The organism is Cupriavidus sp. DF5525 (assembly GCF_040149425.2).
Classification (GTDB): Bacteria; Pseudomonadota; Gammaproteobacteria; order Burkholderiales; family Burkholderiaceae; genus Cupriavidus; species Cupriavidus pickettii_A.
Window position 1 is genome coordinate 1275512 of the sequence record NZ_CP168267.1, and the last position, 16507, is coordinate 1292018.

The following is a 16507-nucleotide window of genomic DNA, read 5'->3' on the forward strand; positions in this document are numbered from 1 at the left end:
TTCTCTACTCCTCGTTGGATTCAAACCGGGATTGATGGATCAGCCGAAACATCCGCTCCGGCGTTATTGGTAATTCGGAAATCTCGATGCCGAGTGGGCTCAATGCGTCGGCAACTGCATTTGCAATTGCCGCCGGCGAGCCGATCGTGCCCCCCTCGCCCATGCCACGAAAGCCGCCCAGAGTATTGGGTGCCTCTGTCTTGAGGTGGACCATCTCAAGCGTCGGAACCTCGGGCGCGGAAGGCAACAGGTAATCGACAAGGCTAGCGGTGAGGAGCTGCCCATCGTCGTCATAGACCACCTCTTCGAGCAGTGCGGCACCCACACCTTGCGCGAGCGCGCCACGGGTCTGTCCCGTAACAATTAGCGGATTGATAATGCGACCGCAGTCCTCAGCAATGACGTATTTCTGGATATGAATCGCATAGGTCTGGGGGTCGACTTCAACCTGCACCAGATGCGTCGCCGAGCTGGTTGTTCCCACTACTGGGTCATACACGCGGCTCACACACATCTCTTCTCTTACGTCTGGGGGTACCCGCCCCATCTGTGAGTACAAGGCCCGCGCCAGCTCCACAAAGGACAGCTTGCCATCGCCCAGTCGGACCCGAACGATGCTATCGACAACTTCCAGCTCGTCCACCGTGACATCCAACAGATACGCTGCTACCCGGAGCATGCGCTGCCGCAACTCCCTGGCGGCCAGGATGCCGGCGCCGCTGCTGATCACAGCAGTACGGCTGGCGTAGCTGCCGGTACTATGGGGGACCGCTGCACTGTTGCCGGTCACCACGCGGAGGTCTTCGAGCTTCGCACCCAACTCGTCGGCAAGTACCTGCGCCAGCGTGGTTTCGTGTCCCTGCCCATGCGAAGCGCAGCCGAAAGACGCCGTGATCGCACCCGTGGAATCAAGCTGGATCACGCAGGTGTCGGTTCCCGTGTTGATCGGCATTCCAGGCGAAGCCGAGATGCGCGAGCCGATCCCAGAGAGCTCGGCATAACACGCCACACCGATGCCGACCCAGCGTCCTTCCGCGCGGGCCTGTGCCTGCGCTTGCCTGGCCTCAACGTACCCGAATCGCTCCATCGCCGAGGCCAAGCCTTCGGTAAACGCCGATTGGTCCCAGACAATGCCGACTGCCGTCTTATAGGGGAACTGGTCCGGTTGAACCAGATTCTTGCGCCGGATCTCGGCAGGGTCCATCGCAAGACGCCGGGCAGCCATGTCCATCAGGCGCTCCATGGCAAACGTGGACGTCGGCCGGCCCACACCTCGGTAGGGGCCGGTGGGCGACTTCGGCGTCGTCACCCCTCGGACATGACCGTGATAACAGGGGACTTGATAGGGCCCAGGCATGAAGCTGATGACCTGTACTGGCTCGATCCCGGCTGTCCATGGGTAGATCGAGTACGCCCCTACGTCGCCAATCACGTTGGCGCGCAGGCCCAGGATCGCTCCGTCAGCATCGAGCGCCAGCTCGGCTTCCACACGCTCGTCAAACGCCTGGCTGGTGGAAAGCAGGTCCTCCAGCCGATCGCCAGTCCACTTCACGGCGCGACCAATCTTCCGCGCCAGCGTGCAGACCAGGATCTCCTCCTGGTAGAGCGAGGTCTTTCCGCCAAATCCACCACCAACATCGGGGGCGATGACTGTCAGGCGGTTGCCAGGCATCCCCAGCAGATCTGCCATGGCATCGCGCACAATTCCCGGCACTTGACTCGACGTGTATAACGTCAACGCATCGCGCCCCGCGTCCACCTCCGCGAGATAGCAGCGTGGCTCCATGGCCGCGGACGTCTTGCGATGGAATCGGAATTTCCCTGAAACGACCAGCGCTGCGCTGTCGAAAGCGTTGTCAACTTCACCACGTACGAAGGCTCGCTCGACAAGTACATTGCTCGCGAATCCCTCATGCAGGAGCGGGGCGTCGGCCTGCGCGGCAGCCTCAGGATCGGTCTCGACAGGAAGAGGTTCATAGACAATTTCGATTCCGTCAATGGCGTCCTCGGCCTCATAGCGACTGCGCGCGAGAATCGCCACAACCGGCTCACCGACAAAGTGAACGACACCATTGGCCAGCGCATGGATCGGTGTCGGCTGGTAGCCGCTCATGCGTGAGGTTGCCACTGCGGGCTTGACCAGGGTCGCCAGGTCCGCCCATGTATAGACGCCATGAACGCCCGGCATTGTCCGGGCCGCATCTGCCCGGATCTCCACGATGCGCGCATGTGGCTGGTCGCTTCGGACAAGCGCCATGTGAAGGGCATGCCCTGCCGGCAAATCGTCGACATAGCGTCCGAGTCCTGTCAGCAGCCGCGCATCCTCGACGCGACGCACAGGCTGCCCCACCAGCTTGCGCCCGGGTCTCTCGTCGATATCCGTGCCGGGCACTTCCGGTTGAACGATGCGGCTGTCTTGGTCATTCATACGCGTCAACTCCCTTGCGGAGTTCCTCCCACTGGGCAGCATCATGGCCAAAAAGTACGGTGCTCCCTGCGCGCTCCAAACGCTGGATTTCCCGAATCGATCCCAGGGCCAGATCCGGATCCCACGTGTTGCGCGGCATCACTTCGCGATCGAGGTTCTCTCGCAGCGCGACCGCGTCGGCGGCCAGGAGGAAGCTGCCGTCCCGCGCCAGGTTCACCACGGCGCCGAGCGTACCTGGCGTATGGCCTGGCAAGGGCAGCAGCGTCAGCCGGCCGTCACCGAAAAAGTCGCGCTCCGTGTCAATCGTCACCGTGGGCATTGCGTGCTGCCAGTCCGCCGGGATGTAGCCCCTCTGTAGCGCATCACTGCCTTGCGCTGTTTCAAGCTCCTTGCTATGGCAGAAGATGGTTGCTCGTTTGAAGAACTCGTTGCAGCCACAATGATCGGAATGGAAATGCGAGTTAACGACAACGTCGATGTCCTCCGGTACCAGGCCAAGTGTCGCGAGGCCTGATACGACGTTGTCCTGGGGCCCTCCGATCGGCACCATGGCCTTGGCCATTGCGCCCCAGCGGGCCGCGCTGTCTTCGATCGTGCTAGGGTGACAACCTGTGTCGAACAGAACATTGCCCTGGCTATGACGCAGCAGCACACATGACACCGGTAGATCGATGGTGTCACCGCGCTCCGCCTCAGGCAGGTATACGTTTTTCCTCATGCGCAGCCGACCGCCGCTCAGAATATGCATCTTCATGGGTGGTCTCTTCACGTTTCCTGATTGGTATCTGCTGCCGCGTCGCGCAGTGCATTGCGGGCAGCAACGCACACCCGTACTGCGTCAACAATCCCCTGGTAGCCGGTACAGCGACAGAGGTTGCCGGAGAGGACATCACGGATCTCCTCGTCCGATTCGAGGGGGTACTTTCCGAGCGCATCGGCACAGGTGGCCAGCATTCCAGGCGTGCAGAACCCACACTGCAGGCCATGGTGTTCCCGGAAGGCTTCCTGCAATGGGCTCAAGGCATCGACACTGCCCATGCACTCCACCGTGCGCACGTCGCACCCGTTTGCCCGCACCGCCAGCATCAGGCAGGAGCGCACGCTGTCGCCGTCGACGATCACGGTGCAGGCCCCACACACGCCGTGCTCGCAGCCGACATGCGTGCCCGTCAGACCCAAGTTGTGCCGCAGGAAGTCGGATAGCAGCAGCCGTGGCTCGACCTGACGCTCGCAGACTTCGCCGTTGACCACCATCCAGACCGGCTTGAGGGGAATGTTCGATTCGCTCATGCTTTCACTCCAACTGCACGCTGCCACGCCTTGCGCAGCACGCGTTCCATGAGTACACCGGCAAGATGCCGGCGGAATTCCGGGGATGCATGCAAGTCGACGCTGGGCTCGAGCGTTGCGCAAGCGGCGCGCACGGCCTCGGCGATGACCTGATCAGACAAGGACTTCCCCGCCAGCACTGCTTCAGCCTCGGACCGCCGCAAAGGTGTGTCGCCGACCCCCATCATTGCCACGCGGGCTTCATGAATCGTGCCGTTGCGCACGTCCAGCAGAATGCCCACAGCGGCGAGTGCGAAATCCCCGGCGCGGCGGGCGAACTCTTGAAAGCACCAGCCCATGCCAGGAGGCAGGCCCGGTAACTCGACGCGTATCACCATTTCATCTTCCTCGAGTACGCTGGTTAGCGGTGCCAGGAAGAAGTCATTGGAAGCGATCGTTCGTTCGCCCCGCACGGATCGCGCGACGATCTGCGCGTCCAGCAATCGGGTGAGCATTGGGAGTTCCGCCGCCGGATCGGCATGCGACAGGCTGCCGCCAATCGTTCCGCGATTGCGTATCGCTAGGTGCGCCACATGCACCATCGTCTCTGGGACGATCGGAAACCTGCTCGCGACCAGCGCCGAGGTCTCCAACTCCCGATGGCGGGTCAACGCCCCGATGGTCAGGCCGCCATCCGCGCGCGCCCGCACATAGTCGAGCTCGATCAGCCTGCTGATATCCACGATCAGGCTCGGGCGCACCACCCGGAAATTGAGCATCGGGGTCAGGCTCTGCCCGCCGGCCATGATCTTGGCGTCGCCGCCGTGGGCGGCGAGCAGTTCAACTGCCTCGTCTATGGAGTCCGGCGCGCAATAGTCGAAGGGAGCAGGTTTCATCTCAGTTCTCGTCAGCGGCCCTGGAACTTCGGCTCGCGCCGCGCCGCAAATGCCTCACGGCCTTCACGGTAGTCATCACTGGCGGCGGCCGCTGCAATCAATGCCTCGGCCCGCCCAAGATCGAGTCCTCCGGTGCCCGTAACCATGCCGTTGAGCAGGTACTTGGCACCAGCGATGCTCAGCGGTGCATTTCCGGCCAGCGACGCGGCAAATGCCCTGGCCTCGGCCATCGGGTCACCGCCCTGGACCGGCCGTGCCTTGGCACCCAGCAGTCTTTCCCAGATGGAAAGGGCCGCTTGTTGATTCGCCAATCCAGCAACCCTGTCGACAAAGCCAATGCTCAGGGCCTTGGCAGCGTCGAAGCGCTGAGCGCCGTACAGGATCGTCTTCGCCTCTGAGACCCCAACGAGCGAAAGCAGCTTGCGTGTGCCCTTGACCCCATAGATGATTGACAGCTTGGCTGCCGGGATCCCGAACACGGCATCCGCAGCGGAAAAGCGAAAGTCGCAGGACATTGCGAGATGGGCCCCACCTCCCAGGCAATACCCGCGGAGCACTGCGATCGTCGGCTTAGACAGCCTGGTGATCGCATCGCAGCATGCATCCACGGCAACCTCGTAGGCCGTTGCCTGCGCGGCATCCGCGCGCACTTTCTCGAACTCAGCGATGTCGGCTCCAGCACAGAAATCTTTATCTGCTCCCGTCAGCAATACCGCTCTTACATCCGGATTCCGGTCCAGGGCAGCCAGGATCGCGGGAATCGCCAGCCACATCGCATAGGTCATCGCGTTGCGGCTGGCGGGCCGGTTCAGCGTAACCACGGCGATCTCGTCCGAGATCCAGACCTTGATCTTTTCGGACATCAGCACGTCCATGACTTCGGCCTGCTGCGTAGTGGGACTTGGCGCTGTCTGTGGCGGCGCAGGGGGCGTATCCGTGTGGACTCCGTGCACCGGTTCTGCCGCTGCCTGTCTGGCAGGCTCGGCCTTTTCGGTAGCGCTGCCCGACCCCAGCGGGTGGCTCGCGCCAGCGTGGGCGGTCTCCACCGTCTCCTTCGGCGCGGTGAGCGCTAGTGCGCTGAGATCGAACGTCGCTCCATTGGACACGGGCGCAGCCTTCTCCGCGCGATCATTGACCTGCTTGCCGAACAGTTCGAAGAAGTCATCTGCCGACTTGCGTGCCGCAGCGTCGATCATGCGCGAGCCGAGCTGGGCGAGCTTCCCGCCCACATTGGCTTTGACGCCATACCGCAACATTGTCACGGTAGGCTCCAGCGCATCAAGGGATACCTCGATATCAGCCTTGGCGAACCCTGCCGCTCCGCCGGAGCCTTCACCGGTCAAGGTATAGCTCCTGGGCGGCACCATGTTTGACAGAGTGACCTTGCCGGCAAACCGCGCCTTGATCGGCCCGACCTTTGACACCACTGTCGCTGTAAACTCATTGTCCGCAGTCCGCTCGAGCGATTCGCACCCAGGAATACTCGCCTGCAGCACATCCGGATCGTTGAGCGCCTCCCATACCAACTCGCGCGACGCTGTTAGGCGAGCCTCGCCAACCATTTCCATCTGTTGTCCCTCCTAGGGTTGCCTGTTCTTTCGCAATCAATCCGCCAATGACTGAAGCACCGCACGGACCGCCTCTGGTATCGGAGCCGGCCGGTTCGTGGCGCGGTCGACGTAGACATGGATAAACTGCCCTAACGCCGAGCATTCCTTCTCATCGTTCCGAAAGAGAGCGATCTCATAGCGGACACTGCTCTTTCCCAGGTGCGCGACCTTGAGGCCGACATTGACCATGTCGGGAAACCCCATCGACGAGAAAAAGGTGCAGCGCGTCTCAACGACCAGGCCAACGGTCTCGCTCTTGGCGATATCGAGGACACCATGCTCAATAAGATGCCGATTTACCGCGCTGTCAAAGAACGCGTAGTACACGACGTTATTGACATGCCCGTACGAATCGTTGTCACCCCAACGCGTAGGCATTGCGCAGAAGTGCCGGTACGATTCACGGCCAGTAGGTGCGGGCTTCTCGCTCACAGCGCCTCCTGATACAGGGAGACCGCATCGTCAAAACTGACTTCACGCGGATTGTTGATAAGCAGTCGTGTTTGTTTCATCGCGTCGTCCGCAAGCAGCGCCACATCCGAGGCGGCGATCCCCACATCGCGCAAGCGTGTAGGTAGTCCCAGATCCCCAGCCAGGTCGCCGAGGTACTTGGCGAGGGTGAGCGCCTTCCCCTGCTCCCCGCCCGTCGCGCCAGGTACGACGACAGATGCCAGTTCCGCGTACAAGCTAGCCGCATTCGGCAAGTTGAATCGGACTACCGGCGCAAGAACGAGTGAATTCGAGAGGCCGTGAGGCACGTGGAACCGTGCCCCGATCGGATACGCGAGTGCATGCACCGCGGCCACCGGCGCGTTTGCGAAGGCCATTCCCGCCAGACTAGCGCCGATCAGCATGTTTTCACGCGCCTGCAGGTTAGTCCCCTCGGCACACGCCCGGCTGATAGATCCTGAGAGCAGTCGAAGCGCTTCTCGCGCGAGACAGTCCGAGATTGGATTCTTCAGCCGCTTGCTTGTGTACGCCTCTACCGCATGGACCATGGCGTCGATACCGGTTGCCGCGGTGACATGCGATGGAAGACCCAGCGTCAGTTCAGCGTCAAGCAACGCGATATCCGGAAGCAGTAGCGGTGAAACCACCCCTTTCTTCTCGCCGACACCGGTGGTCACGATCGAGATCGGTGTGACCTCCGAGCCGGTCCCGGCAGTCGTCGGTACCAGAATCAGCGGAAGGCGCGGGCCTTTCGCCTGGTTGATGCCGTAAACCTCCTCGATCGCCTCGCCGCTGCAACCCAGCAAGGCAGCAAGCTTCGCGGCATCCATCGAGCTACCCCCGCCAAAGCCCACCACGCATTCCGCCGAGCAAGCTTGCGCAGCGGCCACGGCCGCCAGGATCACGGCCTCCGGCGGATCGGCCTGCACATCCGAGAACACCGTCGCACGCAGTCCGTGTTTCGCGAATCCATCCAAGGTCTTCTGAAGCATCCCGGCAGCAAGCAGGCCCGGGTCGGTAACGATCAGCACGCTTCTGCAGCCCAGCGCTGCAACGCGCTCATGCAGCTTTGCTGCGCCGCCACATTCAACGACCACTGACCGGGTGTTGTGAAATTCGAAGTTCTTCATGGTGGGATTAAGGTGCGAGTCAGATGCTTTTGTCACTTGCATTATTAGACTATTCGAGTCGGTATGCAAGAAATTTTGTCGCCTGCAGGCTGAGTCATGACCGAAGGTGCACTTGCATTACTACTGAATTCTGAAGTTGGTGCCGGGTCTGTCCCGCCTCACTTCATGGACGTAGGACCGCCCACGCATAGGGGGTACCGAGCATCTTGAGTGAGCGATCCGAGCGCCAGAAGTGAAATGCCGTGGCTAGACGGAGTTGCAGTGCGACCCGGACGTTCTTCAGCACGGTGAGATGCGGAAACACCGCGGATATTTGTAGGGACCGTATCAGGTCGCGCCGGGCAACCCTGGCCGGCGCGACCTGCGTGATATCGACGCCATCGAAGACAATGCTTCCCGCCCTGGGATCGAGGAACTTCGTCAGCAGATTGAAACATGTGGTTATTCCTGTGCCATTGGGGCCGATCAGCGCATGGATCGAACCGCGTTGCTCGAAGCTGACATTGTCGACAGCGGTGGAGCGCTTGAAGGTTCTGCTCAGGTTTCGCACCACCAGGATGGATGAGGACATCATGAATTGACGAAAAATGGGTGACTGGAGTCCCCGCCCGATTGCACATAAGCAATCAGCGTATGGGTCGGGAGCGGCAATTGCGCCGCTCTTGATCGGACAGCTAGGGAGTCGTTACTTCCGAACCAGCGGGCACTTGCTTTCAGCAAGCGGTCGAAAGGCTTGGTCGGCGGGAATGGTCTTCAGCAAGCTCAGGTAGTCCCATGCGTACTTGGACTCACCGGGCCTCTTGACCTGGTAGACATACATGTCATGAACCATGCGCCCATCCGCACGAATGCGGCCATTCGTCGCAAAGAAGTCGTTGATGGGCGTATCCCTCATTTTCGCCATGACAGCGCTTGCCTGGTCAGTACCCGCTGCCTGCACTGCCTTGAGATAGTGCATGGTCGAGGAATAGTCCCCGGCGTCGCCCATATGCGGCATGCGCTTCATTTTGTCGTAAAAGCGCTTCGACCAGGCACGCGTTGCCTCGTTGTAATCCCAATAGAACGCGGTGGTCAGGACAAGTCCCTGCGCTTGTTTCAGGCCAAGCGCGTGCACGTCCGTGTCCCATACCAGCAGCCCGGCAATCGTCTGCTTGCCTTGCGTCAGGCCAAACTCCGATGCCGCCTTCATCGCATTGACAAAGCCCTTGCCCGACCCCGCCAGCGCGACAACCTTTGCCTTGGAAGCCTGCGCCTGAAGCAGAAATGACGAATGATCGCTAGCGTCGACGGGGTAACGAATGGCACCGACAACGTTGCCGCCATCGGCTTTGACGACCTGCACCGCATCGGCCTCGAGCGAATGACCGAAGGCATAGTCCGCGGTGAGGAAATACCAGGAGTCGAGCTTCTGGCCAATCAAGGCCTTTGCCGTACCTGTTGCCAGCGCATAGGTGTCATATGCATAGTGGATGCTGTTTGGCGTGCACGCATCACCGGTAAGGCGGGACGATCCTGAGCCATTTATGATTGCGATTCGGTTCTTCTCCTTCGCGACACTCACAACAGACAAGGCGACGGCGGAATTGATCAGGTTCGCAACCATGTCGACGCCACGCGTATCAAACCATTCACGCGCGCGCGTAGCAGCCACGTCGGGCTTGTTCTGGTGATCGGCAACGACGACTTCGATAGGCTTTCCAAGCACTTTCCCCCCGAAATCCTGCACCGCCATCTTTACCGCGCTCACCGAACCGTCTCCAGATTCGTGCGAGAACTGGCCCGACATGTCCGTCAACACACCGATCCGCACGACGTCGTCTGACAGCTTGGCTTGGCCCAACGCATTGCCGCTTAACGCGCAGACGCACAATGGCACGATAGCGCCTCTAAAAGCACTTTTAATCACTGTTGTCCCCTCTTCTGAAATCCCTCAATGCAAGTAACTAACCTCTCGCAGATACCTATACGGGCCTATCTGTTGGCGTAGCGTAGTCATTTACATCCAGTTATGCAAGTAACATTTGCCCTAGACTCAAGGCCGGGGTGAAGGGTGACGAGGAGCCGTCGCACAGGGGGATTGGAGATCGAATCGTCTCGCTGCCCACGAAGTGGATTGGTTCTTCGGGGCCGGGAAGTCGAATGCGGGCGATTAGTGGTCGCGCGCTCTTCTGAGCGGACAAGTCCGGCAGGGGTGCCGGTGTTACGCAGCAGCGGGGACAGCGGTCTCCAGTTGATAGCGCAGCGTATAGGATGTGTCGCGAGGATCCAGTTCTTCGCCACACTGGTCGCAGACCACCTTCGCGTGGAAATCATGGTCGCAGTTGCCATGGCGCAGGGTCAGCGGAGGCTTACCCCCAGATAGCCATTTGTCCCCCCAATGCATCATCACCAGCATGGACCCGTAGAGGTCGAGCCCCATCTCGGTCATAACGTACTCGAATCGGGCAGGACGCTCCTGGTATTGGCGCTTGGTCGCGATGCCCTCTTCAGTCAGGCGTTGGAGCCTGTCCGCGAGGATATTCGTGGCGATCCCCAGGCGAGACTGAAATTCGTCAAAGCGCCGGACGCCGTAGAAAAATTCACGAATCACTAGGAAAGACCATCTGTCACCGATGATCTGCAACGTGCGGGCAACGGAGCACGGGCGCACACGCTCCAAGACGCCAGGATCCGAGGCCCGCCGCGAACGCTTCCGGGCTTCCGCGCGTACTTCGCTGCCAGCGCCAGGGCCATCGCGGTAACGTACACGCTTGGCTTCGATGTCCTGATTACAGTGGGAACACGCAATGCGTGGAGAGCATGCGGACCCGCAGGTCCTGTGTATGAGTTGCAGCGGCGGCGGCTCTCCGCCAGCGAGCCATTTGTCTCCGAACGCAAGCAGCGCAAGCATGGTCGGATACAGGTCACGGCCCTTGTCCGTAAAGCGGTACTCATGCCGTCCACCGACCGGTACCTTTCTCAGGATATCCAATTCAGTAAGCTTCGTAAGGCGCTGCACGAGCGTAGTGCGAGGGACCTGGAGCAGCGACTGAAACTGCTCGAACCTGCGAACGCCGAAGAAGCACTCCCGCAAAACCAGGAAGCCCCAGGCATCCGATAGGATTTCCACAGTGCGCGCAACCGAGGAATAACGCTCGATCGATGCAAACCTCTTATCACCTGCATGGTGCTCGCCACGCGTTTTTGCCGGTTTCGCCAGTTCCATGATCCTTTCCGCAATTCGCCGCCCAGACAAAGGCAGCAAGCCATCCTGCCATCATGGAAATTATAGTTCAGTTCTGCAAGTGTCTCTCAAGCATCGTGAACGCTACTCTTTTTGGCCTGCTGCCTCATGGCTCGCGATACGCGTCGTCTGACCGAAATGTCGGCAGTGCAGCCATTCGACCTGCCCAAGCCGAATAGCCGAGGGTCGGAAAATGCCGACGATGGCATACCAGGCGAAGGTTCCCCGGCCAGTTACAGCCGGTCGAGCGGCCGGCCCCGACCGGGGTTCGGCAAAAAGCAGAAGCTGAAAGCCTAACAGCAAGAGCGGCGCACGCGTGACTGGCTGCATGGGAAACGGGCTGCGCCACACCGCCGGTTCACACATGACCGACCAGCAGGTCGACCTAGACTATGTGCGGGACAATTTTGTCATGCCGCGATCGCGACCACTCGCGGTGCCTGCACAGCGAAGAGGATGCGCGACACGAGGCAACACAGGAGCGCCTCCTGCAAGCCGACTTCGAGGGGCCGTCCCTCATCTTCAGTAAAGCATCGCGAACATCGGTCATCTGATGCTCACGTTCTTGGCACACATTTCATGTTCGTGAAACTATATCGGGTCTGTTGATAGTCGCCTGCCGGCAGGACCGGAGGGCACTGGCGAGCATTCCACTGGCCGCGGCCCCATTGCTAACGCCCAAGGTTGTTGGCTTATGGCTCTGGCGATTAATTGCATTTAATTAAGCGTGTATGGCACGGCGGGGCAAGCAGTTTGGCAACTACAGCTCGATTTGAAGCGACTCCGGAGCCACGGCCCAAGAAATTCTGCGGTGCTGGGTGAAGCCAAATTACCGCATTCATCATCAATTTTCTCGCTTTGTCGCGCTTTTGTCCGCATTCTGCCGCCTATTTGCCCCCTGAGCGCTAACTTGCCGGACATGAGAAGGCCTCACTAACATCCACACTCCTATTCATACAGTGCTGGCCTTCCCATGAGGCGACCGAGCCGAGGATGATCGAAACAGGAGTTGACGTGGGAAATGCATCCACTTGGGGCCCGAGTGCCAGCATGCTGAAATGCACGCGACGTGCTGGCTGTGCTAACCGCGTAGCGCAGGAGTTCGGGAATTGCTAATTGACCAACTGAACCAGGCCGCGACCGAGCGCGCCGCAGGTGCATTGACGCGCAACCGCCGCACCGCGCACACCGGTTGCGCACCTCACCAGACGGTTAGCGTCAAAGACGGTGAAGCACGTCCTCTGCTGGGCTTTTGCAGCAACGACTACCTCGGGCTGGCAAGCCACCCGGCGGTGATCGCGGCTTTCGCGGAGGGGGCCCAGCGCTACGGCGCGGGTAGCGGCGCTTCCTCCCTCGTCAATGCGCCTTCGCTCGCCCACCACCAACTGGAAACCGAGCTGGCCCGGTGGTTCACGCCAAATATTCCCAAAGTGCAGGCGCTCTACTTCTGCACCGGATACATGGCCAACCTGGCGGTGCTGAGCGCGCTGGGAACGGCCGACGCCACCCTATTTTGCGACAAGCTCATCCATGCCTCGTTGATCGATGGCGCACTGCTGGCTCGCGCTACGATGAAAAGGTACCCACACTGCGACATCACCGCCCTCGCCAGGCAGCTTGCTGCCTGCAACAGCCCGCTAAAGCTGATCGTGACCGACAGCGTGTTCAGCATGGATGGCGACATGGCTCCGCTCGCCGAAATGCTGGCGTTGGCCGAGCACCATGACGCCTGGATCGTGGTGGACGATGCCCACGGCTTTGGCGTGCTGGGGGAGCGAGGCCGCGGTGCCCTGGAGCACCTGGGGCTGACCTCCGAGCGCCTGATCTATGTCGGCACGCTGGGCAAGGCAGCGGGCGTGGCGGGAGCGTTTGTCGCTGCGCACCGGCCGATTGTGGAGCATCTGGCCGACGAGGCCCGTCCTTACCTCCACAGCGCGGCTGCGCCGCCGGCCATCGTCCATGCGCTCCTGAGCAGCCTGGCGCTGATCGCAGGCCATGAAGGACGCGAGCGCCGCTGCCATTTGGTGCAATTGATCGGGCAGTTGCGCAACGGCCTTCAAACCCTTCAGGTCCGGCATCCGCATGCCGGCTGGCAACTCGCCGACAGCAGTACACCCATCCAGCCCCTGATCGTCGGCGACAACGAGGCCGCGCTGTCGCTGTCTCAAGCACTTGAGAACGACGGCATCCGCGTTACCGCGATCCGCCCGCCCACCGTGCCCAATGGGACGTCGCGCCTGCGCATCACACTGTCGGCGTCGCATACCGCAGCCGACGTGACACGCTTCCTGGACAGCCTGTCCGCCATCATGGCCCGGCGGGGAGAGGCATGAAAAATCTCTCGCCTCATTGCCAGCGCTTCCGAACTGAGCCAGACCGAAACCCGACAGTGTTTGGCTGCCAAGACAAGATCCCACGATGACCAGCATTGCCGATAGCACGACTGCTACCAAGCAGACCACCACTCTCACCTCGAGGTCTCTACACCGGTCCAATAGCCAGGCATCGATGGCCGGAGCGTTGAGCACCTGCGACCGCCTGGTCGACAGCGCCTTCCTGCGTGACCCCTACCCGACCTACCACGCGCTGCGCGCGCTTGGCCCTATTCATTGGAGTGAAGAGTTTTTCGGTGGTGCCTGGCTACTGACCCGGCACGAAGACGTAGAAGCCGTGCTGCGCGACCCCCGGTATTCGGCGCGGCGCACGGGAGGCTGGGTGATGCGTGGCAGCGAAGGCGAGCGCCAGGAGCTTTGCCCCTTCCAGCGCTTGTTCAGCCGGGCCATGCTGTTCCTGGACGCGCCCGATCATACGAGGCTGCGACAGGTGCTCAATGCCGGCTTCCGTCCGGCTGCCCTACGCGCTTTCGCCGGCACCATCGAGCAAATGACCGCCGGGCTGGTAGAGCGGCTGGCAGAGTTGGAGGCGTTCGATTTCATGGAATCGGTCGCCAGGCCGCTGCCGGCGATGGTCATTGCGAGGCTGCTCGGCATGGACGCCGAGAACCAGCCGGACTTCCTTGCCTGGTCCGAAGACCTGGCCGCCTTCATCGGCGCACCGGATCCGAACGCTGCGCTGAAACGACGCGCCCAGGTCAGCTTGCTCAAAATGGCGGCAGCATTTGAATCGATGCTGGCACGGCGCAAGGCACAGGACACGGATCTCTCGCAGCCACAACAGCGGGACCTGATCGGGCATCTGCTGTACGCCGAGGCCGAAGGCAAAATCGAGGCTGGTGCCGAATTACTTGCGCAATGCGCGATGCTGCTGTTTGCCGGTCATGAAACGACGCGCAATCTGCTCGGCAACGGACTTCATGCACTGCTGAGCCATCCCGAGCAATGGCAGCGCCTGCAGCAGACCCCGGAACTGCTGCCCAATGCCCTGCGCGAGTTGCTGCGCTACGAGAGCCCGGTCCAGTACACAGGACGTCGGGTTGCCATAGACATGATGCTGCACGGGCGGCAGCTGCGACGCGGCGATCTGGTCGTTGCCCTGATCGGCGCCGCCAATCGTGACCCGGCGCGCTTCCGCAACCCTGACGAGTTGGACATCACTCGACGCGACGGCTCCCACCTTTCGTTCGGGCATGGCCCACATGTCTGCATCGGCGCCGCGCTGACACTGATGGAGGCAGAGATCGTATTCCGGGCGATTCTGCGCCATTTGCCCGCGCTTTCGCTCATAGACGCCGAACCGCACTGGAACGGTAACCCGGTCTACCGGGGTTTGGCCAGACTTACGGTACAAGGGCGGAGCCAGCCTGCCCAACGGACGTAGGCAGCGTGCGCCAGGCGACGGTGATCCTGAACGCTCTGTTCGTTGGGCTGACCGAGGCGGGCTACCTGGCCGGCAACCCGCTCGCCCTCGCGCGCCGCAGGCGCGCCCCCAGCCAGGCGCACATCAGCCGCAATCTGAGCCTGGGAGACGGTCAAGAACGCCGTCGCGGCGATACCGGCCGAGGCGGGCCGGGAAAGGTTGCACACGGCCCGCTGACCTGACCCTGAAAGACCGATTTGGCATTGCGACGGCGCCGTTGGCGCCCCGAGGAAATCGTCGACACGCAGCCGTCGGCCCCGACCGCGACGCCCACCTCGCCTTGCATGGCGGTCAGCAAGCCGACGTAAGCGTTTTCTTTGGCTTTCGGGTTACGTACCGAAGCCGCTGGGTCCCACCGCGAACGGCTTCATGACATGCAGGCCGGCCCGTCAAACCCTGGCGGCCTTTGCCGCTTCCCCTAGCACGTCAGCCGCCGCGCGAATGAACTCGCCGGTGCGTTCGGTGCTCAGCTGGCCGCCGTTCCAGTTCAGCGTGAGGCAGAATGTCACCGGCACTGCGGCCACCAGCATCTGCCCGGCGAAGCACAGGCAATGGAAATTTTCCCAGTCAATGCTGCCGCCTTTGCCGAAGCCCTGCACACCGGCCGGGACAGCCATCCACACAGCATCGGCCATGGCCTGGATGCGCCTGTATTCAGTCAGCGTTGCCGGCTGCGTGAAGTACTTGCCCGCCAGCGACTGCCGGTACCAGTTCACCATCTCGGTCGCGGTGCTCAGCATCGCCTGCTTGTCGTTGATGACATCGGTGCGGGACTTCAGGCCTAGATCCTCGCCGTTGTCTATCCTGACCATACCGTCCCAGCCGAGGTCGACGCCGGATTCAGCCCCGGCCAGGTAGGAAAACAGCTTGCGGGTCGAATCCGGAATACGAGTCCGTGTCAGGCCCGCTTCGGCGATCAGCGTGCGCACACGATCAGGGCCGACGGCCGCGAGCGCGATATCGGTACCGGTGTTGTCGCTGTGCGCGATCATGGCTTCGAGCGCATTGCGGTACGGTGTCTTGCCTGTCAGGCCCACGAACACCGGACTGCCGGGAGAGCGGAACGTATCGCTAACGTCGCAGGCGAGGCTCTCACTCAGTCCGTCGCGGCCGGCTTCGGCGTCGCGCAGGAACTGCGCCAGGATGAAGGTCTTGACGGCACTGCCGACGAACAGCTGCCGGTCCGGATGATAGCCGGCCGACCACGCATTGGCGCCGCTTCCGGCCGGTTCGGCGCGCACCAGGCAGCTAGCCGTATCCGGGGCCAACGCAGCAAAGCGCGCAATCGCGGCCTCAACGTCCGCCGGCACCGCGGCTTCAGCGCTGCCACCGCAGGCGGCGATGGCAGGTAATACCAGGGACGTGGCGGCGAGCTTGAGCGTGCGCCGCTTGGCGAGGTGGAAGGCAGACATGCGAAGGTTCCCGTTCAAAAGACTGGCTGGCAACGCCGGCACGTTGATATGGCCTGTAGCGGCACGAAGTTCCCGCACCAGCACAGGCTGGATGATTTTGAATCAGCCATCCAAAGTAATCAACAGGTCTCGTATACCGAAGCAAGAGTGTCAACCAGTTCGCAAGCAAAAGTGCCACCTCAGTCCGGGAGCGTTAAGAACTTGGGGGGTTGGCTTCAGCCATCCGTCCTAACCGGTCGATCGATACTGCACCGCACCATCGAGTTACACTTC

Annotated in this window: 13 protein-coding genes and 2 pseudogenes; 4 read left to right on the forward strand and 11 right to left on the reverse strand. The window is 61.5% G+C overall.

The window, feature by feature from the left end; genetic code table 11:
* Positions 1 to 4: 4 nt before the first annotated feature.
* From ABNX08_RS40465 to ABNX08_RS40510, 10 genes and pseudogenes are all read right to left on the reverse strand, one after another.
* Positions 5 to 2428 carry a xanthine dehydrogenase family protein molybdopterin-binding subunit gene (locus ABNX08_RS40465; RefSeq protein WP_349606498.1) on the reverse strand — a complete coding sequence of 808 codons (2424 nt, stop codon included), beginning with the start codon at positions 2426 to 2428 and terminating at the stop codon, positions 5 to 7.
* On the reverse strand, positions 2421 to 3182 hold the full coding sequence (locus tag ABNX08_RS40470; protein ID WP_349606500.1) for an N-acyl homoserine lactonase family protein: 762 nt from the start codon (positions 3180 to 3182) through the stop codon (positions 2421 to 2423). Before ABNX08_RS40470 ends, ABNX08_RS40465 begins: the two co-directional genes overlap by 8 nt.
* An 11-nt stretch (positions 3183 to 3193) precedes the next feature.
* Positions 3194 to 3718 (reverse strand): (2Fe-2S)-binding protein, encoded by a 525-nt coding sequence (locus ABNX08_RS40475; RefSeq protein WP_349606501.1) that lies wholly within the window; start codon positions 3716 to 3718, stop codon positions 3194 to 3196.
* Complete coding sequence (locus tag ABNX08_RS40480; protein WP_349606503.1) at positions 3715 to 4593, reverse strand: xanthine dehydrogenase family protein subunit M; 879 nt, start codon at positions 4591 to 4593, stop codon at positions 3715 to 3717. Before ABNX08_RS40480 ends, ABNX08_RS40475 begins: the two co-directional genes overlap by 4 nt.
* A gap of 11 nt (positions 4594 to 4604) precedes the next feature.
* Entirely contained in the window at positions 4605 to 6161 is a 1557-nt protein-coding gene (locus ABNX08_RS40485; RefSeq protein WP_349606505.1) for an enoyl-CoA hydratase-related protein, read from the reverse strand.
* Positions 6162 to 6197: 36 nt separating this feature from the next.
* Positions 6198 to 6581 carry a thioesterase family protein gene (locus ABNX08_RS40490; protein WP_349606574.1) on the reverse strand — a complete coding sequence of 128 codons (384 nt, stop codon included), beginning with the start codon at positions 6579 to 6581 and terminating at the stop codon, positions 6198 to 6200.
* A 50-nt stretch (positions 6582 to 6631) separates the two neighbouring features.
* The gene (locus tag ABNX08_RS40495) at positions 6632 to 7783 is read right to left on the reverse strand and encodes an iron-containing alcohol dehydrogenase (RefSeq protein ID WP_349606507.1); all 1152 of its coding nucleotides are present in this window, start codon (positions 7781 to 7783) and stop codon (positions 6632 to 6634) included.
* A 199-nt stretch (positions 7784 to 7982) separates the two neighbouring features.
* Positions 7983 to 8357: pseudogene (locus ABNX08_RS40500) on the reverse strand (ATP-binding cassette domain-containing protein); the annotation flags it as partial.
* A gap of 111 nt (positions 8358 to 8468) precedes the next feature.
* A complete protein-coding gene (locus tag ABNX08_RS40505; RefSeq protein ID WP_349606576.1) occupies positions 8469 to 9653 on the reverse strand; it encodes an ABC transporter substrate-binding protein in 1185 nt (394 codons plus the stop codon).
* Between the two features lie 330 nt (positions 9654 to 9983).
* Entirely contained in the window at positions 9984 to 10988 is a 1005-nt protein-coding gene (locus ABNX08_RS40510; RefSeq protein WP_349606509.1) for a helix-turn-helix domain-containing protein, read from the reverse strand.
* 358 nt (positions 10989 to 11346) lie between these two features.
* Between ABNX08_RS40510 and ABNX08_RS40515 the strand changes: the two are divergent.
* The 4 genes and pseudogenes from ABNX08_RS40515 to ABNX08_RS40530 form a co-directional block, all read left to right on the forward strand.
* Positions 11347 to 11560 (forward strand): annotated as a pseudogene (locus ABNX08_RS40515) (hypothetical protein); the annotation flags it as partial.
* A gap of 555 nt (positions 11561 to 12115) precedes the next feature.
* Entirely contained in the window at positions 12116 to 13339 is a 1224-nt protein-coding gene (locus ABNX08_RS40520) for an 8-amino-7-oxononanoate synthase (RefSeq protein WP_349606511.1), read from the forward strand.
* Positions 13340 to 13424: 85 nt separating this feature from the next.
* On the forward strand, positions 13425 to 14783 hold the full coding sequence (locus tag ABNX08_RS40525; protein WP_374063753.1) for a cytochrome P450: 1359 nt from the start codon (positions 13425 to 13427) through the stop codon (positions 14781 to 14783).
* Between the two features lie 5 nt (positions 14784 to 14788).
* Positions 14789 to 15004, forward strand: coding sequence for a hypothetical protein (locus ABNX08_RS40530; protein WP_349606513.1), 216 nt, complete (start codon positions 14789 to 14791; stop codon positions 15002 to 15004).
* Between the two features lie 207 nt (positions 15005 to 15211).
* Here the strand turns inward: ABNX08_RS40530 and ABNX08_RS40535 are convergent, their stop codons facing one another.
* Positions 15212 to 16234 (reverse strand): serine hydrolase, encoded by a 1023-nt coding sequence (locus ABNX08_RS40535; RefSeq protein WP_349606515.1) that lies wholly within the window; start codon positions 16232 to 16234, stop codon positions 15212 to 15214.
* Positions 16235 to 16507 lie beyond the last annotated feature (273 nt).